At 69.0% G+C, this 23,892-nt stretch carries 22 protein-coding genes; 15 read left to right on the forward strand and 7 right to left on the reverse strand.

The features are described 5' to 3' along the window. Window positions 1–192: 192 nt before the first annotated feature. The 4 genes from ABE546_RS06795 to ABE546_RS06810 all read left to right on the forward strand — a co-directional run bounded on the left by ABE546_RS06795 (window position 193) and on the right by ABE546_RS06810 (window position 4,760). Window positions 193–1,815 (forward strand): FecR domain-containing protein, encoded by a 1,623-nt coding sequence (locus tag ABE546_RS06795; RefSeq protein WP_313219230.1) that lies wholly within the window; start codon window positions 193–195, stop codon window positions 1,813–1,815. Further along, window positions 1,812–3,443, forward strand: a complete 1,632-nt coding sequence (locus ABE546_RS06800; protein ID WP_313212537.1) for a CHASE2 domain-containing protein — start codon at window positions 1,812–1,814, stop codon at window positions 3,441–3,443. The genes ABE546_RS06795 and ABE546_RS06800 overlap by 4 nt, the downstream gene beginning before the upstream one ends. 70 nt (window positions 3,444–3,513) lie before the next feature. After that, complete coding sequence (locus ABE546_RS06805) at window positions 3,514–3,978, forward strand: DUF4442 domain-containing protein (protein ID WP_346463016.1); 465 nt, start codon at window positions 3,514–3,516, stop codon at window positions 3,976–3,978. 50 nt (window positions 3,979–4,028) lie between these two features. Further along, window positions 4,029–4,760 carry a hypothetical protein gene (locus ABE546_RS06810; protein ID WP_346463017.1) on the forward strand — a complete coding sequence of 244 codons (732 nt, stop codon included), beginning with the start codon at window positions 4,029–4,031 and terminating at the stop codon, window positions 4,758–4,760. 22 nt (window positions 4,761–4,782) lie between these two features. On the opposite strand, the gene ABE546_RS06815 is transcribed toward ABE546_RS06810, so the two are convergent. Then, window positions 4,783–6,054 carry a hypothetical protein gene (locus ABE546_RS06815; RefSeq protein ID WP_346463018.1) on the reverse strand — a complete coding sequence of 424 codons (1,272 nt, stop codon included), beginning with the start codon at window positions 6,052–6,054 and terminating at the stop codon, window positions 4,783–4,785. Window positions 6,055–6,153: 99 nt separating this feature from the next. On the opposite strand from ABE546_RS06815, the gene ABE546_RS06820 reads away from it, so the two are divergent. From ABE546_RS06820 to rnfB, 8 genes are all read left to right on the forward strand, one after another. Next, a complete protein-coding gene (locus ABE546_RS06820; protein WP_070425632.1) occupies window positions 6,154–6,831 on the forward strand; it encodes a DUF502 domain-containing protein in 678 nt (225 codons plus the stop codon). A gap of 131 nt (window positions 6,832–6,962) precedes the next feature. Next, entirely contained in the window at window positions 6,963–8,879 is a 1,917-nt protein-coding gene (locus ABE546_RS06825; protein WP_313212533.1) for a DUF885 family protein, read from the forward strand. Window positions 8,880–8,937: 58 nt separating this feature from the next. Continuing rightward, window positions 8,938–9,984 carry a serine hydrolase domain-containing protein gene (locus ABE546_RS06830; protein WP_346463062.1) on the forward strand — a complete coding sequence of 349 codons (1,047 nt, stop codon included), beginning with the start codon at window positions 8,938–8,940 and terminating at the stop codon, window positions 9,982–9,984. Continuing rightward, entirely contained in the window at window positions 9,981–10,400 is a 420-nt protein-coding gene (locus ABE546_RS06835) for a VOC family protein (RefSeq protein WP_313212532.1), read from the forward strand. Before ABE546_RS06830 ends, ABE546_RS06835 begins: the two co-directional genes overlap by 4 nt. 101 nt (window positions 10,401–10,501) lie before the next feature. Further along, window positions 10,502–10,945, forward strand: a complete 444-nt coding sequence (locus tag ABE546_RS06840) for a DUF2147 domain-containing protein (protein ID WP_346463019.1) — start codon at window positions 10,502–10,504, stop codon at window positions 10,943–10,945. Window positions 10,946–11,043: 98 nt separating this feature from the next. Continuing rightward, window positions 11,044–13,122, forward strand: a complete 2,079-nt coding sequence (gene metG, locus ABE546_RS06845) for a methionine--tRNA ligase (protein WP_346463020.1) — start codon at window positions 11,044–11,046, stop codon at window positions 13,120–13,122. Between the two features lie 60 nt (window positions 13,123–13,182). Next, window positions 13,183–13,824 (forward strand): HAD family hydrolase, encoded by a 642-nt coding sequence (locus ABE546_RS06850; RefSeq protein WP_313211390.1) that lies wholly within the window; start codon window positions 13,183–13,185, stop codon window positions 13,822–13,824. 28 nt (window positions 13,825–13,852) lie between these two features. Further along, on the forward strand, window positions 13,853–14,272 hold the full coding sequence (gene rnfB, locus ABE546_RS06855) for an Rnf electron transport complex subunit RnfB (protein WP_313219047.1): 420 nt from the start codon (window positions 13,853–13,855) through the stop codon (window positions 14,270–14,272). Between the two features lie 97 nt (window positions 14,273–14,369). On the opposite strand, the gene ABE546_RS06860 is transcribed toward rnfB, so the two are convergent. Beyond that, window positions 14,370–14,717 carry a RidA family protein gene (locus ABE546_RS06860; RefSeq protein WP_121038644.1) on the reverse strand — a complete coding sequence of 116 codons (348 nt, stop codon included), beginning with the start codon at window positions 14,715–14,717 and terminating at the stop codon, window positions 14,370–14,372. 193 nt (window positions 14,718–14,910) lie between these two features. Here ABE546_RS06860 and mprF point away from each other — a divergent pair, with 193 nt between their 5' ends. Next, on the forward strand, window positions 14,911–17,475 hold the full coding sequence (gene mprF, locus ABE546_RS06865) for a bifunctional lysylphosphatidylglycerol flippase/synthetase MprF (protein ID WP_313219049.1): 2,565 nt from the start codon (window positions 14,911–14,913) through the stop codon (window positions 17,473–17,475). 27 nt (window positions 17,476–17,502) lie between these two features. Here the strand turns inward: mprF and ABE546_RS06870 are convergent, their stop codons facing one another. From ABE546_RS06870 to ABE546_RS06885, 4 genes are all read right to left on the reverse strand, one after another. Continuing rightward, window positions 17,503–18,849, reverse strand: a complete 1,347-nt coding sequence (locus tag ABE546_RS06870) for an AcvB/VirJ family lysyl-phosphatidylglycerol hydrolase (protein ID WP_346463021.1) — start codon at window positions 18,847–18,849, stop codon at window positions 17,503–17,505. A gap of 78 nt (window positions 18,850–18,927) precedes the next feature. After that, window positions 18,928–19,575: a DUF998 domain-containing protein gene (locus ABE546_RS06875; RefSeq protein WP_346463022.1), complete on the reverse strand. Its 648-nt coding sequence runs from the start codon at window positions 19,573–19,575 to the stop codon at window positions 18,928–18,930. A 14-nt stretch (window positions 19,576–19,589) separates the two neighbouring features. Further along, on the reverse strand, window positions 19,590–19,769 hold the full coding sequence (locus ABE546_RS06880; protein ID WP_313219053.1) for an oxidoreductase-like domain-containing protein: 180 nt from the start codon (window positions 19,767–19,769) through the stop codon (window positions 19,590–19,592). 47 nt (window positions 19,770–19,816) lie between these two features. Beyond that, on the reverse strand, window positions 19,817–20,422 hold the full coding sequence (locus ABE546_RS06885; protein WP_313219055.1) for a hypothetical protein: 606 nt from the start codon (window positions 20,420–20,422) through the stop codon (window positions 19,817–19,819). A gap of 230 nt (window positions 20,423–20,652) precedes the next feature. On the opposite strand from ABE546_RS06885, the gene ABE546_RS06890 reads away from it, so the two are divergent. Next, window positions 20,653–21,789 carry a tetratricopeptide repeat protein gene (locus tag ABE546_RS06890; protein ID WP_313211383.1) on the forward strand — a complete coding sequence of 379 codons (1,137 nt, stop codon included), beginning with the start codon at window positions 20,653–20,655 and terminating at the stop codon, window positions 21,787–21,789. Window positions 21,790–21,795: 6 nt separating this feature from the next. Here the strand turns inward: ABE546_RS06890 and ABE546_RS06895 are convergent, their stop codons facing one another. After that, the gene (locus ABE546_RS06895; protein ID WP_019183411.1) at window positions 21,796–22,131 is read right to left on the reverse strand and encodes a zinc ribbon domain-containing protein YjdM; all 336 of its coding nucleotides are present in this window, start codon (window positions 22,129–22,131) and stop codon (window positions 21,796–21,798) included. A gap of 119 nt (window positions 22,132–22,250) precedes the next feature. Between ABE546_RS06895 and ABE546_RS06900 the strand changes: the two genes are divergently transcribed. Beyond that, the gene (locus tag ABE546_RS06900; RefSeq protein WP_121038664.1) at window positions 22,251–23,606 is read left to right on the forward strand and encodes an Hsp70 family protein; all 1,356 of its coding nucleotides are present in this window, start codon (window positions 22,251–22,253) and stop codon (window positions 23,604–23,606) included. Window positions 23,607–23,892: the final 286 nt, after the last annotated feature.

The following is a 23,892-nucleotide window of genomic DNA, read 5'->3' on the forward strand; positions in this document are numbered from 1 at the left end:
GCAACTTCGATGTGTGACGTGAGTCACGTTCAGAAACCCTGCACGACTCCCGGGCAATAATGCCGCCGCGGCCACTGGAGGCTGCGATCCATCGGGGAGGATGAGGTCTGGGCCATGGCGGCCTACTTGGCTGCGCCCCGCCTTGCAGGGCCGTGAATGACCGTGAGATTGACCCGATTCCTCCGCTTCCCGATGGCCGCCCGCCTGTTGGTGCTGGCCGCCATGATGCTGTCTGCCGCGCCGGTCCTGGCGCAGGACTGGACCTACCGGGTCCGCCCCGGCGACACGATCTGGGACCTCAGTGCCCGCTACCTGAAGCCGTCCATCGCCTGGGAGCAGTTGCAGTCGCACAACGGCATCGCCGATCCCTACCGCCTGCCGCCCGGCAGCCAGCTGCGTTTCCCCGTCGCCTGGCTGCAGGTGCAGCCCGCCCCGGCGCGGGTACTGGCCGTACGTGGCCCGGTGCAGAGCCAGGCCGACGGCCAGCCCCTTCGCGAGGTCATCGAAGGCGACCTGCTGCGGATCGGGCAGGAACTGGTCACCGGCGAGGATGCCAGCGTCACCGTGGTCTTTGCCGATGATTCGCGGCTGCAGCTGCGCGAGCGTTCGCGCCTGCGCTTCGACCAGCTCTCCCGCTACGGCCGCACCGGCATGGTCGATACCCGCCTGCGCCTGGAACAGGGGCGCGCCAGCAACCGGGTGACCCCGGCCAACGGCCCGGCCTCGCGTTACATCATCGATGCGCCGACGGCGACCAGCAGCGTACGTGGCACCGTGTTCCGGGTCAGCGCCGGCCAGGATGGCCGGGGCGCGGCCACCGAAGTGCTGGAGGGCCGCGTGCAGGTCGGCAACCGCCGCGGCCAGCGCCTGGTCAGCCGCGGCCAGGCCACTCGCAGTCCCTCGCTCGATGCACGCCCCGCCGGCCTGGAGGCGCTGCTGCCCGCGCCCGTGTTGTCCAGCGAGCCGCAGCGGCTGGCCACCCTGCCCGCGGCGCTGGCCTGGCAGCCGGTGCCAGAGGCTGCCGGGTACCGGGTCGAGGTCGTGCGCGCCGACCAGCCGGAGGTCCTGCTGTTCGCGCGCGATACCGATACCACCGCACTCACCCTGCCCGATCTGCCGCCGGGCGAGCTGCGCCTGCTGGTCCGCGCGGTCAGCGCCGAACAGGTCGAAGGGCTGGATGCCGAGCAGGCGTTCCAGGTGCGTGACCAGCCGGTCGCGCCGCTGACCGTGCGGCCGCTGCATGGCCAGACCCTCAACAGCGCGCGGCCGCGCTTCGAATGGACCCGGGTGGCCGGGGCCGAGCGCACGGTGCTGCAGATCGCCCGCGATCCGCAGTTCCTCCCTCTCCTGCTCGAACAGGACACCCGCGCCACCCACCTGCGTCCCGTCCTGGACCTCCCCCCGGGCGAGTATGTGTGGCGCGTGGCATCGGTGGATCGCAACGGCGACCGCGGGCGTTTCGGGCAGCCGCTGCCGCTGACCATCACCGACGAACCGGTCGACCCGGCGCTGCAGCCGCCCGAGGCCGCCAACGGCCAGCTGACGCTGCGCTGGCAGGCCGGCGAACCCGGCCAGCGCTATCGCGTGCAGCTGGACCGTCGTGGCGACTTCCGTGCCCCGCTGCTCGATCAGGAACTGGCCCAGCCGGCGGTCTCGATCAAGCGCCCCTGGCGCGGCACGCTGCACGTGCGCGTGCAGTACATCGATGAGGACGGTTACGCCGGTCCCTTCTCGCCGGCCCAGCAGATCGACCTGCCGTGCCGGACCTGTTACGCCACCGGGGGCGGTGCGCTGTTGTTGTGGCTGCTGCTGTGACGCCCCTGCACCTGCCCTGGCCGCAACGCATCGCGCTGGCCGCACTGGTCGGCGCGCTGGCGGTCGTGGCCAGTCACTGGCAGTGGTTCTGGAAACAGGATGAGGTGGTCTACGACGCCTACGTCGGCGGCTGGGAATACACGCCCGATGCGCGCCTGCTGATCGTGGCCATCGACGACAACAGCCTGCAGCAGCTGGGCCAGTGGCCGTGGCCGCGCGGTACCCACGCGCGCCTGCTGGACCGGCTGACCGACGCCCGCGCCGCGCGCGTCGTGCTGGACCTGATGGTGTCCGAACCGGACCGCCAGGACAGTACCCAGGATGCCGAACTGGCCGCGGCGATCCGGCGCAACGGGCAAGTGGTGCTGCCGGTGCTGGCCGCGCCCGCCAGTGGCCCGCGCATGGCCGAAGAGCTGCTGCCGATTCCGCTGATCGCCGCCAACGCGGCGAGTCTGGGTCACAGCGACATCGAAGTGGACGGCGATGGCGTCGCCCGCGGCCTGTACCTCACTGCCGGCATCGGCTCACCGCACTGGCCGGCGCTTGGCTTGGCGCTGGCGGGCACGCACGGCCCGCTGCCCGGGCTGCACGATGATCAGCCAGACCTGGTGTCGCCGTACCAGTGGCGCCGCGACCACTACGTGCGCCTGCGCTACGCCGGTCCGCCCGAACGCTTCCCGCAGGTCTCCTACGCCGATGTACTCAACGGCGAGGTCGATCCGGCGCTGCTGCGCGGCCGCCTGGTGCTGGTCGGCATGACCGCCAGCGGCATCGCGACGCGCCTGCTGACCCCGACCACCCGCGAGCGCTGGATGAGTGGCAGCGAGTACCAGGCCAACGTCGCCTCGATGCTGCTCGCCGACAAGGTGATCCATCCCTTGCCGTTGGCATGGCATAGCGCCCTCTCCGGGCTGCTGGTGGCCGTGTGCTGCCTGTTGTTGACCCTGCCGCGGGCGTGGCTGAGCGGCGTGCTCGCCCTGCCGTTGACGCTGCTGTCGAGCTTCGTGCTGCTGCGCGCCGGCAACCTGTGGTTCGCGCCGGCCGCCGCCTTGATCGGCATGCTGGCGGTGATCCTGTCCTGGACGCTGTGGCGGGTCAGCGCCTGGCGCCGCCAGGCCAACAGCGATGCACTCACCGGGCTGGGCAACCGGCTGCGCTTCGAGCAGACCCTGCAGGCCGAGCACGATGCCGGCCGCCGCAGCGGACGGCCGCTGAGCCTGGTGTTGATCGACGTGGATCACTTCAAGCGCCACAACGACGATTTTGGTCACCAGGCCGGTGACACCGTGCTGCGCCGGATCGCGCAGGAGATCCGGGCGCACGCGCGCCGGCCGCGCGACATGGCCGCGCGCTTTGGCGGCGACGAGTTCGCGCTGATCCTGCCCGACACCACGCCGGAAGGCGCAGTGCAGGTGGTGCAGGACCTGGTCGCACGGGCGCAGGCGCTGGAAATTCCCGCCGGCCGCGGCACGACCACGCACATCACGGTCACCGTCGGCGTGTTCACCCGGGTGCCGACGCCCGGCACCGAGCCGCGGCACTTCTTCGAAGGCGCCGATGCCGCGCTGTACCAGGCCAAGGCCGCCGGACGGAATGGGTATGCGGTCGATGATGGCGGGCTGGGCTGATACGCCCACGGCCCCCATACGCAGGCGAATGGTAGACTCCCGTCACCCTCAGCACTGAGATGCACTCCGAATGAAGGCCTCCGTCTTCCGCCTTGGCCTCAACCTGTGGCCGCCGTTCCTGTTCACGGGCATCCACGTGACAACGGTCAGTCCGGATTATCGCCATGTGCGCGTCGAACTGCGCATGCGCCCGTGGAACCGCAACTACGTGGGTACCCACTTCGGTGGCAGCCTGTTCGCGATGACCGATCCGTTCTGGATGCTCACCGTGATGCAGAACCTGGGGCGCGATTACTACGTCTGGGACCGTGCGGGGGAGATCGAATTCCTCAAGCCCGGCCGCGGGACGATGGTTGCCGAGTTCCGGCTGGACGAGGCGCTGCTGGATCAACTGCGTGCCGCCACGGCCAGCGGGGAAAAGTACCTGCACTGGTTCAGCAATGACATTGTCGATGCGAACGGCGAGGTCATCGCCCGCGTGCGCAAGCAGGTGTACCTGCGTCTCAAGCCCGAGGCGCGCCAGCGCGCAGGGTGAGACTTGGCGCGCTGCTATGCTCGCGCGCCGGATTCACGCCACGGAAGACCATGCGCCTGCGCCTGCTGCTGAGCCCATTGCTGTTCGTCGTCCTGCCCGCCGCCGCACAGGAGCTGCGGATCCCGCCGGTCGACTATCCGGTCCTGCCGGCTCACGCGGCCAAAGCCGAGGGCTTCGTGCCGTCCGGCTGGCGCATCGATCAGCAGCTGCGTGGCGATCTCAACGGCGACAGGCGCGATGATCTCGTTCTGGTGCTGCGCCAGCAGGACGCGCGCAACATCGTCGAACACGATGGCTTCGGCATCAGCCCGCTGGACAGCAATCCACGCATGCTCGCCATCGCCTGGGCCACGCCGGCCGGCTACACGCTCGCTGCGCAGAACCACACGCTGATCACCCGTCACGAGGCGCCGAACCTGTCGGATGTGTTTGAAGACGGCGACGGCGTCTCGATCGTGGGCGGCACACTGCGCACCACGCTGTTCTTCTTCTCCAACGCTGGCAGCTGGTCCACCGGTTCTGCCAGCTACACCTTCCGCTGGCAGAACGGTGCCTTCGCATTGATCGGCTATGACCGCGACTCGATGATGCGCAACTCCGGTCAGACCGAAAGCCTGAGCATCAATTACTCGACCCGCCGCGTGCGCCATGCCGAAGGCAGCATCGAATCGGACCAGGACACCGTGCGCTGGGAGACCCTCACCTCGCCACGCCGCTGGACGCTGGAGACGGTGGGCGATGGCAGCGACTTCGACCCCTTCGCCCCGGCGCAGGATCGGTAAGCACCGCGTCGCCGCACGCCCCTTATCGTGCGGGCGCGCGCATCGGCACCTGCAGCGTCGGCCCGACCTCATCCATCACCACGCGCCGCTCCACCTGCAGCCACTGGCCATCGTCGCTGAGCACCGGCGTGCGGGTGGGCGAACGCAGCGCCTCGGGCAAGCGCTTCAGCGTCTCCGACGACGTCGTGGGCTGCTGCCGCAGCCAGCGCTGCGCGGCGACCAGGCGCAGCATCGCCGCGGCGTCCTGCGGCCGGCCGGCGTACTGCCGCATGTCCGGCCCGCCGATGTTGGCCACGGCACAGCCCAGTGGATTGGCGATGCAGGCAAAGCGATCCTGCGCGGGCCCGGGAATGGGCGTGGGCGCGTCGCGCGCTGCCACCAGTTCTGCACTGGCGGCGCACGCCCACGCATAGCGGGGCGCCATGCGCGCCAGAGTGCGCGGCACATCCAGCAACAGGCGATGGCCGTCCGGGTTGCCAGTGGACGGCCGCACGCCCGCCCCAGCCAACGCGAACTCACCGCGCATCGCCGTGCACAGGCTCTGCTCGCCGGCCGTCATCGGCGCCAGTGCCGCCGCGCAGACTGCAGGCAGTGCAGCGTCGGCGGGCAGTTCAACCAGCATGTCCGCCAGCAGCCGCGCGTTGCTCTCCACCATCGCCGCGCCGATCATGCTGGTGATCAGCGTATCGCCCTGCCCCGTCATCGCCCGACCACTGAGGATGTCCGCGCAGGCACCGGCAAGTGCGGTGCCACTGTGGCCCCGCACATGCGCAAGTGCGTGGGCTGAGAGCGGATCGAGCACCGGCTGAAAGACGGGCAGCGGCACTATCGGGTCGGTCCCGAACGGCTCGAACGGGGAGACGAAATGACCGTAGCCGGCCAGCGCGGCCACGCGCTGGTGAAGCGCATCGTGGCCGGCATGCGTGGCGGCGAACCCCTCAGGGTCCGCACGCACCGCTGCAAGACAACCGACACCCCGGCGGCCACAACGCGCCAGCGCCGGCAGCGGGACCGCAGGGAACCGCCCTTCCGCGCTGGACGCTACCGGCCGCTGGCCAGGCGTGCCGTTTCGCCAGCGCTCGACATCCTGTGCCATCAGGGCCTCGCGCCCGCGGGCATCCAGGCCGTCGTAGCGCAGGGTCCACAACGCACTGAAGCCGTTCTCACCGGGCCGGGGCAGCGGCGCCTGCAGCAGCCGCATCGCCTCACGCTGCTCGGCCGGCAGCGGCCAGAAGCGCGAGGCCGCCCAGAGCCCCGCCACGGCCAGCACCAGGCTCAGGATCGAGATGCCCACCCATTTCAGTCCATTCCTCACCACTGCATTCTCCCCAGACCCCGCGTCCTGCGGGGATGGGCAGCGTAAACCGGGCATCGCCACCGCTACAATGCGCGGATGTCGCCCGAAGCCCCCCAACTCGTTCCGCGTCCCTCCCTGCAGCGCCTGTTCCTCACCGGCCTGCTGACCCTGCTGCCGATCTGGCTGACCTGGGTGGTGGTCAAATTCGTGTTCGTGCTGCTCTCGGGCATTTCCAGCCCGCTGGTGGTGCCGCTTTCCGAGCAGATCGCCGCCTCGTTCCCGCATTACCTGGGCTGGATCAAGGTCGAGTGGATGCAGGACATCATCGCCCTGGCCGCCACGCTGCTGGTGATTCTCTCGGTGGGCGTACTCAGCCGCCGCGTGATCGGCCAGCGCCTGCTGCGCTGGTTCGGTGCGGTGATCAAACGCATTCCATTGGCCAGCATCATCTACGACAGCGCCAAGAAACTGCTGGACATGCTGCAGACCGAACCGGGCAGCACGCAGCGTGTGGTGCTGATCGACTTCCCGCATCGCGACATGAAGTCGGTTGGCCTGGTGACGCGGGTGATGAAGGAAGAAGGCAGCGGCCGCGAGCTGGCCGCGGTATACGTACCCACCACCCCCAATCCGACCTCGGGCTATCTGGAAATCGTGCCGGTGGAGCTGCTCACGCCCACCGACTGGACCGTGGACCAGGCGATGAGCTTCATCATCTCCGGCGGCGCGGTCGCCCCGGAAACCATGCCGTTCACCCGCGCCGGCGATCGTTGAGCATCGCGGCAGCAGCATGCTGCCGCAGCTGACTGGGCGCCGTACATGACAAACCTGACCGGGGGCCGATGCTGGCCGTACGCAGGCGAATCGGGCAAGCTCCCGTGTCTGTGCGTTTACGGAAACAGCCGATGCCCCACCCCGCCCGCGCCCTGGCGCTTGCCATCGCCGTACTGATGGCCTTCAGCGCTGCCGCTCCGGCCGAAGCTGCCAAGAAAAAGGCCACCCGGCCCGCCGCGACGCAGTCCCGGCCCGCCGCCAAGCCCAAGGCCAAGCCGCGTGCGCGCCCGGCCGCCGCCCCGGCCCGCCAGCCGCTGGTGCGCCAGCAGACCAAGGCCGCGCAGCTGGACCGGATCTACGATGAGTACTGGGATGCCTCGATGCGGCTCAATCCGCTGCAGGCCACCTTCCAGGGCGACAGCCGGCACAACGATCAGCTGCCCAACATCCTCTCTGCCGCCTACCGCCAGCAGTCGCATGACTTCACCGTGGAGTGGCTGGGCAAGGTCGAGAAGATCGGGCCGGACGGCCTGACCGGCCAGGATCTGCTCAGCTACGAAATCTTCGTTCGCGACGCGCGCATGTCGCTGGCCGCCGAGCAGTTCCCTGGCTGGATGCTACCGGTAAGCCAGTACTACAACCTCGGCAGCATCATGGCCATTCTCGGCTCCGGCTCCGGTGCGCAGCCGTTCAACACGGTGCAGGACTACGATGGCTGGTCGCGCCGCTCGCTGGGCATTCCGGCCCTGTTCGAGCAGGCCATCGCCAACATGCGCCAAGGCATGGCCGCCGGTGTGGTGCAACCGCGTGACCTGATGGAAAAAGTACTCCCGCAGTTGGATGCGGTGATCAAGCCGACCGCGGAAGAGAGCATCTTCTGGGCGCCGGTGCGCAACCTGCCCGAAGATTTCCCGGCGGCCGACAAGGCGCGCATCACGGCCGAATACAAGCGCATGATCGAGTTCCGCATCATGCCGTCCTATCGCGCCCTGCGCGGCTTCATCGCAACCGAGTACCTGCCGGCCGCGCGCAGCACCGATGGTCTGGCCGGCCTGCCCGGCGGCAAGGCCTGGTATGCACAGACCATCGTGCAGAGCACCGCATCCACGCTGACGCCCGAACAGATCCATGCCCTGGCCGAACAACGCGTGGCCACGCTGCAGGCGCAGATCGCCACGATCATGAAAGACAACAAGATCCGTGGCTCGCAGCAGAAACTGCTGCGCACCATGCGCACCGACCGCGACTTCCAGTACGCCAACGCCGATGCGCTGCTCAACCGGTACAAGCAGCTGCAGCGCCAGGTCAACGCCCGCCTGCCGACGCTGCTCGGCACGCTGCCCAAGGCCCCGATGGAGATCCGCGCGGTCGAGCCGGAACGCGCGGCCACCGCCGGCGCGGTGAGCTACCAGCAACCATTGCCGGACGGGATGCGCCCGGGCGTGCTGTACATCAACACCGGCGATCTGCCGAGCCGCCGCCGCTGGTCCGCACCGATGCAGTTCCTGCACGAGGGCATCCCCGGCCATCACGTGCAGCTGGGCCTGCAGCAGGAGCTGGACAAGCTGCCACGCTTCCGCCGTCTGGGCGGCGATATCGCCTTCGTGGAGGGTTGGGGCCTGTATGCCGAGTCGCTGGGCGAGCAACTGGGCGTCTACCAGGATCCCTACGAGCGGATCGGCTATCTGCAGGCCGCGCTGACCCGTGCCGCGCGCATGTCCGCCGACACCGGCGTGCACGCGCAGGGCTGGAGCAAGCGCCAGGCCGTGGACTATCTGGTCAAGACCGCGGACATGAGCGCCAGCGATGCCACCGCCGAAGTGGAGCGCTTCATGGCCCTGCCCGGGCAGACCCTGGCCAATGGCCTGGGCGAACTGAAGATGATGGAGCTGCGCGACAAGGCCAAGGCGGCACTGGGGCCGCGTTTCGACGCACGTCGCTTCCATGAGGAAGTGCTGCGCGATGGTTCGATGCCGCTGGACATCCTCGATGCCAAGATCGCCCGCTGGATCGCCAACCAGAGTGGCGCGGCCACGCCCGCGCCCTGAGCCCTGAAGGAAACCGAGCATGCACATCGTCCGGCATCTGCGTGTGTGGATCAGCGCGATGTGCATCGCCGGGAGCGGTAGCGGCGCCGTCATCGCAGCGCCGGTGCTGACGCCCCCGGATCCGGGCATCGATGGGCTGATGCAGCGCTACGACGGCCAGGTTCCCGGCGCCGCGGTGCTGGTCCTGCACGATGGCCAGCCGGTGTTCCGGCGCGGCTACGGCCTGGCGGTGCTGGAAGACCGGACCGCGGTGACCGCGCAGACCAATTTCCGCCTGGCCTCGGTCAGCAAGCAGTTCACCGCCGCGGCGATCCTGCTGCTGGCCGAAGACGGCGCGCTGAGCCTGGATGATCCACTCAAGCGGTGGCTGCCCTCGTTGCCCGCAGCCGCCGATGCCATCACCCTGCGCCAGCTGCTCAGCCACACCAGCGGCCTGCTCGACTACGAAGACCTGATGGCCGCCGACGCGACCGCGCAGGTGCATGACCCGGATGTGCTGCATCTGCTGGAGGGTCAGGACCGGACGTACTTCACGCCCGGTACGGCCTACCGCTACAGCAACAGCGGCTACGCGCTGCTGGCGCTGGTGGTCGGCAAGGCCTCCGGCAGCGATTTCGCGACCTTCCTGCACCAGCGGATTTTCCTGCCGCTGGGCATGCGCGACAGCGTGGCCCATCAGGACGGCGTGGACGATATCGCGCGCCGCGCCTATGGGTACAGCGAGCGCGACGGGCGCTGGCAGCGTACCGACCAAAGCCCGACCAGCGCGGTGCTCGGCGATGGTGGAGTGTATTCCTCACTGGATGACCTGGCGCGCTGGGATGCGGCGCTGTATGACCAGCGCCTGCTGAAGGCGACATCGTTGAAGCAGATGTTCTCCCCTGCCACTCCCACCGCCGAGCCGGACGTGCCGTTCTACGGTTTCGGCTGGCGGCTCAACGGTGGCGCGCAGTGGCACAGCGGCGAGAGCATCGGCTTCCGCAACGTGATCCTGCGCTATCCGGCGCAGCGCCTCACCGTGATCGTACTCAGCAACCGCAACGCCCCCGAACCCTATCCGCTGGCGCTGCAGATCGCCCGGCGCTGGCTGGACACCGTGCAATGAACGCTTCTGACGCCTCCCCACTGATCGGCATCCACCACGTGGCCCTGATCTGCGCCGATTACGTCCGCTCCAGAGATTTCTACACCCGCGTGCTCGGCCTGCAGGTGATCGCCGAGAACCATCGCGCGGCGCGCGACTCCTGGAAGCTCGATCTGGCCCTGCCCGATGGCAGCCAGCTGGAGCTGTTCTCGTTCCCGGGCGCGCCCACACGGCCCAGCCGCCCCGAGGCGCAGGGCCTGCGCCACCTGGCCTTCCGCGTGCACACGCTGGAGCCCATGATCGCCCGCCTGACCGCGGCCGGGGTGGCCTGCGAACCGATCCGGGTGGACGAATACACCGGCCGCCGCTTCACCTTCTTCGCCGACCCGGACGACCTGCCGCTGGAGCTGTACGAGATCCCGGCCGACGCCGGCTGAACCGTGCGCCGGGCACGTTCCGTACCGGAGCGAATGGGTATACAGTCGGCCTTGTACCGGCCGCCTGCGCCGGCGTTCACGGACATCCCTGGGAGGGGAACATGCGCAAGATCTTCAAGACCCTGTTGCTGGCGCTGCCGCTGATGATGGCCGCGATGTCGGCCAGCGCCGCCGACGGCGCCGTCGGCCGCTGGAAGACCATCGACGACAAGACCGGCAAGGTGAAGTCGATCGTGGAGATCACCCAGGCCACCAACGGCACGCTGACCGGCAAGGTCGTGGACATCCTGCACTCGGACAAGGGCCCGAATCCGGTCTGCGACGGCTGCGAGGGTGCCAACAAGAACAAGCCGGTCAAGGGCATGACCATCCTGTGGAACCTCAAGGCCGACGGCACCAACGCCTGGTCCGGCGGCACCATCCTGGATCCGGGCAACGGCAAGACCTACAAGTCCAAGATGAAGCTGCAGACCGGCGGCGCCAAGCTCGACGTGTCCGGCTGCGTGGCCTTCATCTGCCGCGCCCAGACCTGGGTGCGCGAGTAAGCCTGGCGCTGCTTTTGACCCCCCGTAACCCGGCTTCGGCCGGGTTACTGCGTTTTGGCGTGCGATAATCCCCGGTTCCCCTGGCAACAGCGCTCATCATGACCCGCACCGCTCTCGTCACCACCGCCCTGCCCTACGCCAACGGCCCGCTGCACCTGGGCCACCTGGTCGGCTACATCCAGGCTGACATCTGGGTGCGCGCGCGTCGAATGAGCGGCGGCAAGACCTGGTTCGTCTGCGCCGATGACACCCATGGCACCCCGATCATGCTTGCGGCCGAGAAGGCCGGCGTGACCCCGGAGGCCTTCATCGCCAACATCCAGGCCAGCCACGAGCGTGATTTCGCCGCGTTCGGCGTGGCGTTCGATCATTACGACTCGACCAACTCGGCGGCCAACAAGGCGCTGACCGAAGCCTTCTACCTCAAGCTCGAGGCCGAAGGGCACATCGCGCGCCGCTCCGTGGCCCAGTTCTACGACCCGGCCAAGGGCATGTTCCTGCCGGACCGCTACATCAAGGGCATCTGCCCGAACTGTGGCACGCCGGATCAGTACGGTGACAACTGCGAGGTCTGCGGCGCCACCTACAGCCCGACCGACCTGAAGGATCCCAAATCGGTGATCTCCGGCGCCACGCCGGAAATCCGCGATTCGGAGCATTTCTTCTTCGAGGTCGGCGGCTTCGAAGGCTTCCTGCGCGAGTGGCTGGCCGGCGACGTCGCCCTGCCGGGCGTGAAGGCCAAGCTGGGTGAGTGGCTCAATGCCGAGGGTGGCCTGCGCGCGTGGGACATCTCGCGCGATGCGCCGTACTTCGGCTTCCAGATCCCGGGTCACCCGGGCAAGTACTTCTACGTGTGGCTGGATGCGCCGATCGGCTATCTCTCCAGCTTCCAGGCGCTGTGCACGAAGACCGGCGAAGATTTCGACGCGCACCTGCGCGCCGGCACCAGCACCGAGCTGCACCACTTCATCGGCAAGGACATCGTGAACTTCCACGGCCTGTTCTGGCCGGCGGTGCTGCACGGCACCGGCCACCGCGCCCCGACCCGCCTGCACGTCAACGGCTACCTGACCGTGGATGGCGCCAAGATGTCCAAGTCGCGCGGCACCTTCGTGATGGCCCGCACCTTCCTGGATGCCGGGCTGGAGCCGGAAGCGCTGCGCTATTACTTCGCGGCCAAGTCCTCCGGCGGCGTGGACGATCTCGACCTGAACCTGGGCGATTTCATCGCGCGCGTCAACGCGGATCTGGTCGGCAAGTTCGTCAACCTGGCCAGCCGCTGCGCCGGCTTCATCAGCAAGCGCTTCGAGGGCCGCCTGGCCGCCACGCTGCCCGATGCCGCCCAATACGACCGTTTCGTCGCCGCGCTGGCGCCGATCCGCGAGGCGTACGAGCGCAACGATCCGGCCAGTGCACTGCGCCAGACCATGGCGCTGGCCGACGAAGCCAACCGCTATATCGACGATGAAAAGCCGTGGGTGATCGCCAAGCAGGACGGCGCCGACGCGCAGCTGCAATCGGTCTGCACCCAGGGGCTGAACCTGTTCCGCGTGCTGGTCACCGCACTCAAGCCGGTGCTGCCGGCCACCGCCGCGCAGGCCGAGGCCTTCCTGGCCGCGCCCGTGCACGCCTGGACCGACATCGCCGCCCCGCTGACCGCGCACACCATCGCGGTGTACGCGCCCCTGTTCACCCGTATCGACCCGAAAAAAATCGACGCCATGACCGACGCATCCAAGGACACCCTGCAGGCCGCCACCCCGGCCCCCGCCGCCCCGGCCAAACCGGCCAAGCCCGCTGCCGCACCGGCGCCGGTCGCGGCGGCCGATGGCGAGGCCGCACCGGCCTACATCGGCATCGACGACTTCGCCAAGCTGGATCTGCGCATCGGCAAGGTGCTGGTCTGCGAGTTCGTGGAAGGGTCGGACAAGCTGCTGCGTTTCGAACTCGACGCCGGTGACCTGGGCAAGCGCCAGATCTTCTCCGGCATCCGCGCCAGCTACGGCGAGCCGGCGCAGCTGGTCGGCCGCAGCGTGGTCTTCATCGCCAACCTGGCCCCGCGCAAGATGCGCTTCGGCCTGAGCGAAGGCATGATCCTGTCGGCCGGCTTCGACGGCGGCGCGCTGGCGCTGCTGGATGCCGACAGCGCCGCATTGCCGGGCATGCCGGTCCGCTGATCGCTGCGACAGGGCGGCCACCGGGTCGCCCTGCCACGCTCGTCTGCCTGGAGGTGTGGGTTGGAACTGGCGCTGTTCGATTTCGACCACACGGTCACCACCTGCGATACCTACGGGCGTTTCCTGCGCCGCGTGGCCACACCGGAGCAGCTCGCGCAGGCGTGGTGGAAGGTCGGTCCGTGGCTGCTGGCCTATCGCCTCAAGCTGATCTCCGCGCAACGCATCCGCGCCCGCGTCACCCGCCTGACCTTCACCGACCGCCATCTGGAGGACATCACCGCACAGGCCGCCGGCTACGCGCGCGATGTGCTGCCCGGGGTGATGCGGACGGAGATGCTCGAGCAGATCCACTGGCATCTCAAACAACAGCACACCGTGGTGATCGTGTCCGGCTCGCTGGACCTGTACCTGCGCCCGTGGTGCGAGGCGATGGGGCTGGACCTGATCTGCAACCGGCTGGAGAGCCGCGACGGACGCCTCACCGGGCGCTACGCCGAGGGCGACTGCGCGCCGCACAAGGTGGAGCACATCCGCCGGCGTTACGACCTCGCGCGCTACCTGCGCATCCACGCCTACGGCGACAGCGGCGAAGACCGCCCGATGCTCGCGCTCGCCCACGAGCGCTGGTATCGCGGCAAGCCCATGACGCCGCGTCGGAATCCACCGGCGCCCCTCCCACCGGCGCGGGACAGCCGGGCCTGATGTCCCACCGCGCAGCCACCGCCACGCCATGAGCCTCCCCATCGATACCCTCACCGAACGCCTCGACCGCCTTCTGCCACAGACCCAATGTGGGCAGTGCGGCTACGACGGCTGCCGCCCGTATGCCGAGGCGATGGCACGCGGCGAGGCGGGCATCGATCACTGCCCGCCGGGCGGTGATGCCGGCGCGCGCGCCCTGGCCAACGTCCTGGGTGTGCCGGCGCTGCCATTCGACCGCACGCGCGGTGCACACAAGGCACCGCAGGTTGCGGTGGTGATCGAAGCCGACTGCATCGGCTGCACCAAGTGCATCCAGGCCTGCCCGGTCGATGCGATCGTCGGCGGCGCCAAGTTCATGCACACCGTCATCGCCGATCTGTGCACGGGCTGCGAGCTGTGCATCCCGCCGTGCCCGGTGGACTGCATCGAGCTGGTCCGCGCGCCCTGACCCTCGTGCCGGGCGCCATGCGCCTCGCGGTAGCGGCAGGGTCTGGGCGCACGGCGATGCGTCGATCACCATGGCGCCCAGCGGTTCCGCGGTGCGCTTACGGCAATGCCGCCGTCACCACGATCTCCACTTTCCAGCTCGCATCCGCCAGCTTGGCTTCCACCGTGGCGCGGGCGGGGGTCATGCCGGCCACCACCCACTCATCCCACGCGGCATTCATGCCGGCGAAATCGTTGATGTCGGCGAGGAAGATTTCCGCGCGCAGGATGTGCTGCTTGTCACTGGCCACCAGCGCCAGCAGCTTGTCGATCTCTTCCAGCACCTGACGGGTCTGGCCGGTGATGTCCTGGCTGGTGTCTTCGGGGATCTGCCCGGACAGATAGGCGACCTTGTTGTGCACGGTCATTTCGGACATGCGCGGACCAACGTCGAAACGTTCCAACATGGCGATTACTCCTCTGGATGAAACCGCATTGTCACCGATGCGGCGTGCGCCTGCCCGGCCCGGTGCGCAAAGCAGCCACAGCACGCACAGCGCACCCGCTTGGCAAGCGCCGGCATCAGGCGCACGATTTGCCGGTCAGGCGGCCACGCCTGTGTTGACTCTTTCATCGCCCACCCCGGAGCACGCTGTACCGATGACCGACACCGCCCCTGCTCCCACGCCGGCCCGCGCCCCCTGGCGCCGCGCCGCAACCGTCGTCATCCCGCTGGTGATCCTGGCCTTGGCCCTGCGTGGCCTGGCCAACGAATTCGATGAGCATGGCTACCGCGCGATCCGCGAGGCGTTCCGGCATCTGGGCGCCGGCCAGATCGCGTTGACCGTGCTGCTTGGCCTGGCCAGTTATGCCTGTCTGATCGGCTTCGATGCGATCGGTCTGCGCCGCAGCGGCAAGCGCCTGCATCCGGCGCGGGTCGGCATCACCGCGTTCCTGGCGCATACGCTGGGGCAGACCCTGGGCTTTGCCGCCCTCACCGGCGGTGCCGTGCGCCTGCGTGGCTATGGCCGTGCCGGGCTGAGCCTGGGCGAGATCGGCCAGGTCGTGTTGATGAGCACACTGGGCTTCGTGTTCGGGGCGTGGCTGCTGCTGGCGTTGGCCTTCCTGCTTGAACCCGGCGCTGCCGCGCTGGCGCTGCCGATCCCGGTGCAGGCGGTGCGGGTCATCGGCGTTCTCGGCCTGCTGGCCTATGTCGGCACGGTGCTGCTGGTGGGGCGTGAAGGCCGCAGCTTCCAGATCCGCGGGCACGCCTTGTGGCTGCCCGACCGCCGCACCATGCTCGGTGTCACTGCGCTGAGCGTGGTCGAACTGGTGCTGGCCAGTGCGGCGTTCTATGTGCTGCTGCCGATGGATACGCCAACCGGCCTGCCCGGTTTCGTCGGGCTGTATCTGGTCGCGGTGCTGGCCGGCCTGATCTCCAGCGTGCCGGCCGGCCTGGGCGTGTTCGAGTGGAGCCTGCTCAAGCTGTTGCCGCAGGTCGCACCCGCTGCGGTGCTGGCGGCGGCGCTGATCTACCGCGTGACCTATTACGTGCTGCCGCTGCTGCTGGCGACGGTGCTGGCGGTCGCGCCGGCGCTGCGCCGCCCGCTGCGTGCCGGTGCCGGTGCCACCCGGGTCGGCTGGACCGCGCTGCGCCCGTGGCTGCCGCAGATCATCGCGCTGGCGGTATTCAGCGTCGGCGCGGCACTGGTGATCGATGGCACCCTGCCGACGCCGCGCCGGCACCTGATCACCGCCTCGCTGCCGATCCTGGAAACCTCGCACCTGCTTGGCAGTCTGGCCGGTGTCGCGCTGCTGCTGATCGGCCAGGGCCTGCAGCGGCGCAGCCACGCCGCGTGGATGCTCGCGCTTGGCATCTGTGTGCTCTCGCCCTTGCCGATCTGGCTGCGCGGTGGGCAGGTGCTGATCGCGCTGTCAGCGCTGCTGGTGGCCGCCGCGCTGTGGGCCTCGCGCCGTGAGTTCTATCGCCAGGGCGCGTTGCTGGACGAGGCCTGGTCATGGCCGTGGATCCGCAACCTCGGGCTGGTGCTGGTCGCGGTGATCTGGCTGCTGTTCTTCGTCTACAGCCACGTGGAATACCAGAACGAGCTGTGGTGGCAGTTCGCGCTGCAGGGCAACGCGCCGCGTGCATTGCGTGCGTTGTTGCTGGTGGCGATCGCGCTGACCATCTTCGGCCTGGCGCGGTTGCTGCACAGCACGCGCAGCCCGTTGCCGGCCGCTGATGCGTCCACGCTGGACGCGCTCGCGCCGATCCTGGCAGCGGCCGAAGACACCCAGGCCTGCCTCGTGCTCACCGCGGACAAGGCGGTGCTGCGTGACGAGGCGCAGCAAGGCTTCGTGATGATGCAGCGCTACGGCGGCTCGTTGATCGCGATGGGCGATCCGGTCGGCCCGCCCGACGTGGTACGTGCGCTGATCTGGCGCTTCCGTGAGGAAGCCGATCGGCTCGGCCTGCGCCCGGTGTTCTACCAGGTTGGTGAGGCGCACTGGCAGACCTATCTCGACCTGGGCCTGACCCTGGTCAAGCTTGGCGAAGAGGCGATGGTGCCGCTGCAGGCGTTCACGTTGGAGGGCCGCGATCGCGCGGACCTGCGCCAGGCCTGGAACCGCGGCAAGCGCGGTGGCTTGAGCTTCCGGGTTGCGCCGCCCGAGGAAGTCCCCGCGCTGCTGCCGGCACTATCGGTGGTCTCCCAGCAGTGGCTGGATGACAAGGCCGGCGATGAGAAGGGCTTTTCGCTGGGCAGTTTCGATCCGGCCTACCTGTCACGCTTTCCGGTCGCCCTGGTGGAAGCCGAAGGGCGCATCGTGGCCTTCGCCAATCTGTGGCAGGCGCCGGCGGGCAATGAGCTGTCGGTCGACCTGATGCGGCACGTCGATGATGCGCCCAAAGGCACGATGGATTTCCTGTTCATCGAGCTGTTCCTGTGGGGCCGCGAGCAGGGTTTCCACCGGTTCTCGCTGGGCATGGCACCGCTGTCCGGGCTGGCCCAACATCGCCTCGCCGGGCGCTGGAACCGCTTCGCCAACGTGGTCGCGCGGCATGGCGAACGCTTCTACGGCTTCAGCGGCCTGCGTCGTTTCAAGTCGAAGTTCGCCCCGGTCTGGCGCGCACGTTATCTGGCCGCGCCGGGCGGTGTGCACCTGCCCGCCGCCCTGCTCGATGCGACCCGGCTGATCTCACTGGACCCGCGCCGGCACGATTGAGCCTGTGCCGGCCGGGGCCGGCTACGCTCAGCGCGCCGGCAGATGCTGGACGATGGTGTCGGCGAGGCGGTCGTAATCGCCCTTGAAGTGATGGTCGCCGGGGAGCTTGATGACCTGCGCATTGCCGCCGACGGGAAGCGACGGGCACAGCGCGTCGCCATCGTCTTCGCCGTAGACGCACAACGTCTTGCAGGCGGGCAGCTTGGCCACCTCCGGCGCGATCGGCAGGCCATCGCCACCACCGCCGAGCCAGTTGCTGACATGGAACTCGTAGTCGGCGGTCTTGCCGACCGAGAGCAGCGCGATCATCGAGACCGATTCACGGGTAGCCGGTGACAGCTGGTTGATGGCCGCCGGCAGCACATCGGCGCCCTGCGAGAAACCGACCAGCACCACGTTGCGGCGCTGCCACTGGCGGCTGTAGTGCATGGCGATGCGCTCCAGATCGCGGGCGAAGCCGTCGGGCGTGCGTGCGGTCCAGAAGTAGCGCAACGAATCCACCCCGACCACCGGCACCCCGGCCTCGCTCAGCGACGCGGCCACTTCCTTGTCCAACCCGGCCCAGCCGCCATCACCGGAGATGAAGATGGCGAAGGTGTCGCCCGGCTTGCTCGACGGCATATCGACCACCGGCAGGCCCTTGAGGTCATCCGGCGGCGGCGCCAGGCTGACGCCCTTCTGCGCGCCGATCACCTTGGCCGCGGCCAGCAGGCCGGGCAACGCGTCGCCCCGCGCGGTACGCTCGAACTGGCGGCCCATGCCGACCTGGCGCACGAACGCAGCCGACTCGCCGGCCGGGCAATGCACATCGCCGGCGGCGTTCAACCAGGGGAAGTTCAGGTCGGCCGGCTGCAGGCGGCCGTGGCTGCTGCCGGCGCCGCAGACCTTGCGCTCGCGCACGCCCGACGGGCAGAAGCCGGTGGTGAGCAGCCCGGCGAACACCTGGGTATCGGCCTGGGCGGCCACCGCGTAGGCCAGCGCCGCGCCCTCGCCATCGCCGCCGATCAGCGGCAGGTGATAGCCCGGCACGTGCAGATAGGCCTGGAACCAGCGGGAGAAATTCTCCACATCGCCGGCACCGAAGGCGCAATCACCGCTCTTCTCGCGGGCCAGCACCTGGCGCAGGTGCGCGACATCGACCTGGGCGACCAGGGCGCCCTCGGCACGCAAGGCATCGATGCGCTGCTGGCTGTCGGCATGGCTGGCGCTACCGTCAAACCACACCACCACCCGTTGCGGGCGACCGTCGGGCAGGTACACCGGCACGTTCTCGAAACGCCCGTGACTGAGCTGCTGCGGCGGCGCGGCCAGCGCCTGTCCGGACATCCCCGCCAGCACCACCCCCAGCATCATCCCCCAACCGGCTCGCCGCATCGTCGCGCATCCCATGACTAGTGCGCCAACGATACGCCCCTGCCCTGCCAAGGGCATGTACACAGCGTGGCCGGACGCTCAGCGCGCGTCGCGACGCGCCTGCCGCCACAGCTGCCAGGCCACCGAGACCAGCCACACCAGCACCACGGCAATCACCAGCTTCTGCCCAGCGCCGCGCGGTGGGCCGCGCCACAGCACGTGCAGCCACAGCAGCACGAAGCACAGCCAGGCCCACCACCAGGCCGGCCCGGCCCACGTGCGCCAGCGCGGATCGGCGCGCAGGTACCAGCTCTGCAGCAGCATCGCCACGCTCACGCACAGGAACGCGGTATTGGCCGACAGCCCGTGCACCAGCGGTGCCAGCAGCGGCGCGCGCTCGGGCAGCCAACTGTCGCCGATCGCCACCCCCATCAATCCCAGCGCGGCCACCCAGAACAGCAGCGGCGCGGCCGCACTGCGCCGGGGTGATCGGCTGTTGGCATGCAGCGCGACGGCCAGCAGCATGATCGCCAGCGCCAGCACACAGTAAGCCGTGCGCAGCGCCAGCCCCCAGGGGCCATGCAGGTACAGGCTCAGCGTGGCCTGCACCCAGTCCAGGTCATCGCGGGCCCATTGCGTCCACAACGCGATGGCCACGAACAGCGCCAGCGCCACCAGCGTGAGCAGGGCAACGCGTGCGTGCTGCTGCGCGGGCCAGCGGAAAGGGCGTGGCAGGGAAAGCGACATCGCAGTTCCTGGGGTCAGTCGGCGGCCTCGGGGTGGCGCTGCTTCCACGCGGCCAAGGCGGCGCGGTAGCGCTGCAGCTCATCGCTGTACAGATCCAGCACGCACAGCGGGCAGCCGCTGCCGCAGCACTCGTTGGGGCCGGGTTCTTCCGGCGGCTGCGGACGCGGATCGGGATCTGGAACGGATACGGACATGGCGACACACGTAGGGAAAACAGCGCGCACAGTGTAGCGGGCGTGGTTCAGCGCTCAACCCGCCGGCGCAGGTTGTCGCGCGCGGCCGCATCCAGCCGCTGGTGGAAGAAGTCGCTCAGGAAGATCCGCGGTTGCCCCAGCACCTGCTTGAGGAAGCGCCGACGGTTGAGCCGGAACAGGAAGCCCGGCACGTGCCCGGCATACTCCTCGGCGATCCCGCGGTCGTACGCATCGAACACCGCCGCCGGCGCCCCCAGAATGGCCATGTCGCAATCCAGGAACAGCGCCGCTTCCGGATCGACATCGCCGGGCGCGAGTTTGCTGTGGCGCGCGGTCAGTTCGATCAGCTCGACCACCCGCGTCGCATCGATCCCGGCCTCCGGCAGCCAGCGTGCGATGGCCTGGCGTGCCATCTCGGCCGAGCGCGCTTCGTTGTCGCCGCGGCCCGCATCGTAGATGGCGTCGTGATAGAGCGCGGCCAACTGCACCTCACGCGGCCGGAGCCAGCCCGGGCCAGCCTCGGCGACCGTGCGGCAGTGCTGCAGGACGGCCTGCACGTGCGACCAGTTGTGATACGCCCGCGGCGGCACGGCGTAGGCGGTTTCCAGCTCGGCAAGCTGCCCGGCGGGCAGCGGAATCGGTTCGACGTGCATGCACGCATGATTGGCCGTCGCAGCGACGCTGGCAAGCCGGGCGGTGGTTTTTTGACCACCCTCACAGAACCGTTGCCGCGCAGTGGGTGCGCCCGGTTATCCACATGTTTGTCGACCGCTGATCCACATCCCCTGTGGATGGCGCTATCCGCCGATGAACGGCATGCCAGCGCCCGACGACCCGCCTAGACTGGACCGGACGGACCCCAACGCCTCGCGAGGTGACGGCGATGACCGCATGCAGACTTTTCCTGATCGCGTGGATGGCCGTGGCCGCCGCGCCGGCCTGGGCGGCCGACACGGCGCCGCCGGCCGCAGCTGCGCCAAGCGCCACCGCACTGCCCACGCCGGCGCAGATCCTGGAGGTGCCCGCCCCGCTGCTCGCCCTGCTGCACGAACGGGTCATCGACCCGGGCTACTCGCGCGAGCGCCGCCTGCAGCGGCTGGTCGAGATGATCTTCGACGAACACGGGCTGCACCTGGCCTACGACCCCGACGCGACCCACACCATCACGGAAACGTGGCAGACGCGGCGCGCCAACTGCCTGTCCTTCACCCTGCTGTTCGTCACGCTGGCCAACCTCGCCGGCATCGATGCGCATGTCCAGGAAGTGGCGCAGGTGGTGAGCTGGTACCAGGCCTCCGGGGTGATCTACAGCGTGGGCCACGTCAATGCGGGCATCGTGCTGGACGGGCGCAGCGGCACGGTCGATCTGGACCACAGCGTGCTGTACGACCCCCTCGGCCCGCAGCGCATCACCCGGCAACGCACGCTGGCGCACTTCTACAACAACCGCGGCGCCGACCACATGGCCACCGGCGATACCGGGGGCGCCCGCGCCTACTTCCGGGCCGCGCTGGGCATGGCGCCGGACTTCGTGGCCGCCTGGAACAACCTGGGCGTTCTGGACGCGCGCATCGGCGCGCTGGACCAGGCCCGCAAGGACTATGAAACCGCCCTGCGCCTGCAACCCCGGCATGGCGCCAGCCTGAGCAATGCCAGCGCGCTGTACCGGCGCATGGGCGACACCCACCAGGCCGGCCTGCTGGCCAGCCGGCTGGCGCGCGTACAACGCAACGATCCCTTCGCCCAGTACATGTTCGGCGCCCAGGCCGAGCAGCGCCGGGACTACGCCGCGGCGGTGCGTTTCTACCGCCGGGCCGTGCGTCTCTACGAGACCGCCCATCCCTTCCACTTCGCGCTGGCCCGGAGCTACTTCCTGGCCGGCGATGCGCGCCGGGCCTCGATCGAAATGCAGCGCGCGCGGGATCTGGCCGGCGAAAACGGCGACGCCCTCAGATCCCGCTACCAGGCCAAGCTGGACAGCCTGCAGCGCTGGCGCCAGCGCGGCACCAACGCCAACTGAGCCGGCTCAGGCCTTCTTGAGGAAGCAGGTCTTCAGGACCAGGCCCTTGATCTTTTCCGAGTTGCCTTCGATGTGCTCGGCATCGTCCTCGACCAGGCGGATATTGCGGATCACGGTGCCCTGCTTGAGGGGAATCGAGGAGCCCTTCACTTTCAGGTCCTTGATCACCGTCACGGTGTCGCCGGCGGCCAGCACGTTGCCGTTGCTGTCGCGTACCACCAGGGCCTCGCCGCCACCGTCACCGGCCGCCCACTCGTGGCCGCAATCCGCGCAGATGAACAGCGCGCCATCGGCATAGGTGTTTTCCAGGGTGCACTGCGGGCAGGCGGGAATGGCGGACATCGACAGCTCTTCGGTTACGAAACGGCCGCTAGTGTAACCGCCCGTTACCGGCTGCCCTTGCGTCGGCGGTCCCGTTGCCGCAAAGTGCGCGCCCCCTGACCACCGGCCCGGCCCCCCGCATGAAACTCGGCATCGACTTTGGCACCAGCAACTCCGCCGCCGCCGTGGTGATCGACGGCAAGGTCGTGCCGATCCAGTTCGGCCAGGCCGAACAGTTCCGCACCACGGTGTATTTCCCCGAGGTGATGCGCGACCCGAACGACTTCGAACTGACCCCGGCGCTGGAGCACGACCTGGCCCGGCTGGTCGACGCGGCCGCGCGCGATGCCCGCGCCGCCGGCCAGGAACGCACCCCCGATGCGCTGCGCCGCGAGGCCCTGCGCGTGGTGCGCCGGCAGTGGATGGAAGAGCAGATGCGCGCCCCGCTCAGCTCCACCACCCTGCTGCAGAACGCGGTCTATGGCGATGACGCGCTGGAGGCCTACTTCGAAGAGAACGAAGGCAACCTGGTGCAGAGCCCCAAGTCGATGCTCGGCTACAACCTGCACCCGCGTGCGCGCCAGACGATTGCCGGCATCGCCACGCACATCCTCGAGCACATCCGCCTGACCGCCTCGCGCCAGCTGGACACGCCGATCCGCACCGCCACGCTGGGCCGCCCGGTCCAGTTCCGCAGCTCGATCGGCGAGGCCGGCAACGCGCAGGCGCTGGAGATCCTGCACGGCGCGGCGATCGCAGCCGGCTTCGACAGCATCGATTTCCTCGAAGAGCCGGCGGCCGCCGCGATGCATTACCACGCCGAGAGCCCGCAGGAGCACGACGCGGTGGTGGTGGATATCGGCGGTGGTACCACCGACGTTGCCCATGCGCGCGTAGGCGGCGGCCAGGCCCCGACCATCCACCGTGCCTGGGGTATCGCCCGGGGCGGTACCGATATCGATCTGGCCTTGAGCCTGGGCGGCTACATGCCGCTGTTCGGCCGCGGCATCACCCGCGTGCCGGCGCACCACTACGTGGAAGCGGCGATGGTGCAGGACATGACCCGCCAGCGTGATTTCCGCCAGCACACCTACCGCGATGTGGACGCGCCGTTCGGGCCGCGCCTGACCGCGCTGCAGGACACCGGCAATACCGCGCGCCTGTACCGTGAAGTCGAGCGCTGCAAGATCGCCCTGAGCAGCGTGGCCAGCCACGACAGCGCGCTGGATTTCATCGAACGCGGCCTGCAGATGCAGATCGATGCCTCGCGGCTGGAAACCGCCGCCGGCGGGTATCTGGGCGAGCTGACCGCCCTGCTGGAGCAGGTGCGCAGCGACATCGGCCACGACCCGGCAGCGGTGTTCCTGACCGGTGGCATGTCGCGCGCCGGCTACCTGCAGCAGGCCGTGGCCAACGCCTTCCCGGGCTCGACCCTGGTCCGCGGAAATCCGTCGTTCGGTGTGGTCCACGGGCTGGCACTGGCCGCCGCCAACTGATCCACCGGCAACGCCAGGCCTTGTCCCACAAGGCCTGAAGAGGTGTGAACGCCCTTATTAACAAAACGTTACGCCGAAAGCGCTATCATCTTTCGGCTTCAAAGCGCAATGCGCTTGACGCAACCAGCACGATCTTCCTGGCCTCCCAGGCCACCGTCCTCTTCGATGCTGCCACCGTCCGGACCTGTCCGCGGTGCCGGTATCGCTCATCGCTGTGATCCGGCTCGTTCACAGCCTGCTGCACCCCGAGCCGCCAAGAGACACTCAGATTGGGCGAACGCCTGGC

Origin of the sequence: Stenotrophomonas sp. TWI377, assembly GCF_039674525.1 — a bacterium.
Classification (GTDB): domain Bacteria; phylum Pseudomonadota; class Gammaproteobacteria; order Xanthomonadales; family Xanthomonadaceae; genus Stenotrophomonas.

Bases quoted from the DNA above. Each gene is read 5' to 3' on its own strand.
- ABE546_RS06795 (WP_313219230.1), top strand. From the start codon at position 193: ATGGCCGCCCGCCTGTTGGTGCTGGCCGCCATGATGCTGTCTGCCGCG.
- ABE546_RS06805 (WP_346463016.1), top strand. From the start codon at position 3,514: ATGAAGGCCTCCGTCTTCCGCCTTGGCCTCAACCTGTGGCCGCCGTTC.
- ABE546_RS06810 (WP_346463017.1), top strand. From the start codon at position 4,029: ATGCGCCTGCGCCTGCTGCTGAGCCCATTGCTGTTCGTCGTCCTGCCC.
- ABE546_RS06820 (WP_070425632.1), top strand. From the start codon at position 6,154: ATGTCGCCCGAAGCCCCCCAACTCGTTCCGCGTCCCTCCCTGCAGCGC.
- ABE546_RS06825 (WP_313212533.1), top strand. From the start codon at position 6,963: ATGCCCCACCCCGCCCGCGCCCTGGCGCTTGCCATCGCCGTACTGATG.
- ABE546_RS06830 (WP_346463062.1), top strand. From the start codon at position 8,938: ATGTGCATCGCCGGGAGCGGTAGCGGCGCCGTCATCGCAGCGCCGGTG.
- ABE546_RS06835 (WP_313212532.1), top strand. From the start codon at position 9,981: ATGAACGCTTCTGACGCCTCCCCACTGATCGGCATCCACCACGTGGCC.
- ABE546_RS06840 (WP_346463019.1), top strand. From the start codon at position 10,502: ATGCGCAAGATCTTCAAGACCCTGTTGCTGGCGCTGCCGCTGATGATG.
- metG (WP_346463020.1), top strand. From the start codon at position 11,044: ATGACCCGCACCGCTCTCGTCACCACCGCCCTGCCCTACGCCAACGGC.
- rnfB (WP_313219047.1), top strand. From the start codon at position 13,853: ATGAGCCTCCCCATCGATACCCTCACCGAACGCCTCGACCGCCTTCTG.
- ABE546_RS06860 (WP_121038644.1), bottom strand. From the start codon at position 14,717: ATGTTGGAACGTTTCGACGTTGGTCCGCGCATGTCCGAAATGACCGTG.
- mprF (WP_313219049.1), top strand. From the start codon at position 14,911: ATGACCGACACCGCCCCTGCTCCCACGCCGGCCCGCGCCCCCTGGCGC.
- ABE546_RS06870 (WP_346463021.1), bottom strand. From the start codon at position 18,849: ATGCGGCGAGCCGGTTGGGGGATGATGCTGGGGGTGGTGCTGGCGGGG.
- ABE546_RS06875 (WP_346463022.1), bottom strand. From the start codon at position 19,575: ATGTCGCTTTCCCTGCCACGCCCTTTCCGCTGGCCCGCGCAGCAGCAC.
- ABE546_RS06880 (WP_313219053.1), bottom strand. From the start codon at position 19,769: ATGTCCGTATCCGTTCCAGATCCCGATCCGCGTCCGCAGCCGCCGGAA.
- ABE546_RS06885 (WP_313219055.1), bottom strand. From the start codon at position 20,422: ATGCACGTCGAACCGATTCCGCTGCCCGCCGGGCAGCTTGCCGAGCTG.
- ABE546_RS06890 (WP_313211383.1), top strand. From the start codon at position 20,653: ATGACCGCATGCAGACTTTTCCTGATCGCGTGGATGGCCGTGGCCGCC.
- ABE546_RS06895 (WP_019183411.1), bottom strand. From the start codon at position 22,131: ATGTCCGCCATTCCCGCCTGCCCGCAGTGCACCCTGGAAAACACCTAT.
- ABE546_RS06900 (WP_121038664.1), top strand. From the start codon at position 22,251: ATGAAACTCGGCATCGACTTTGGCACCAGCAACTCCGCCGCCGCCGTG.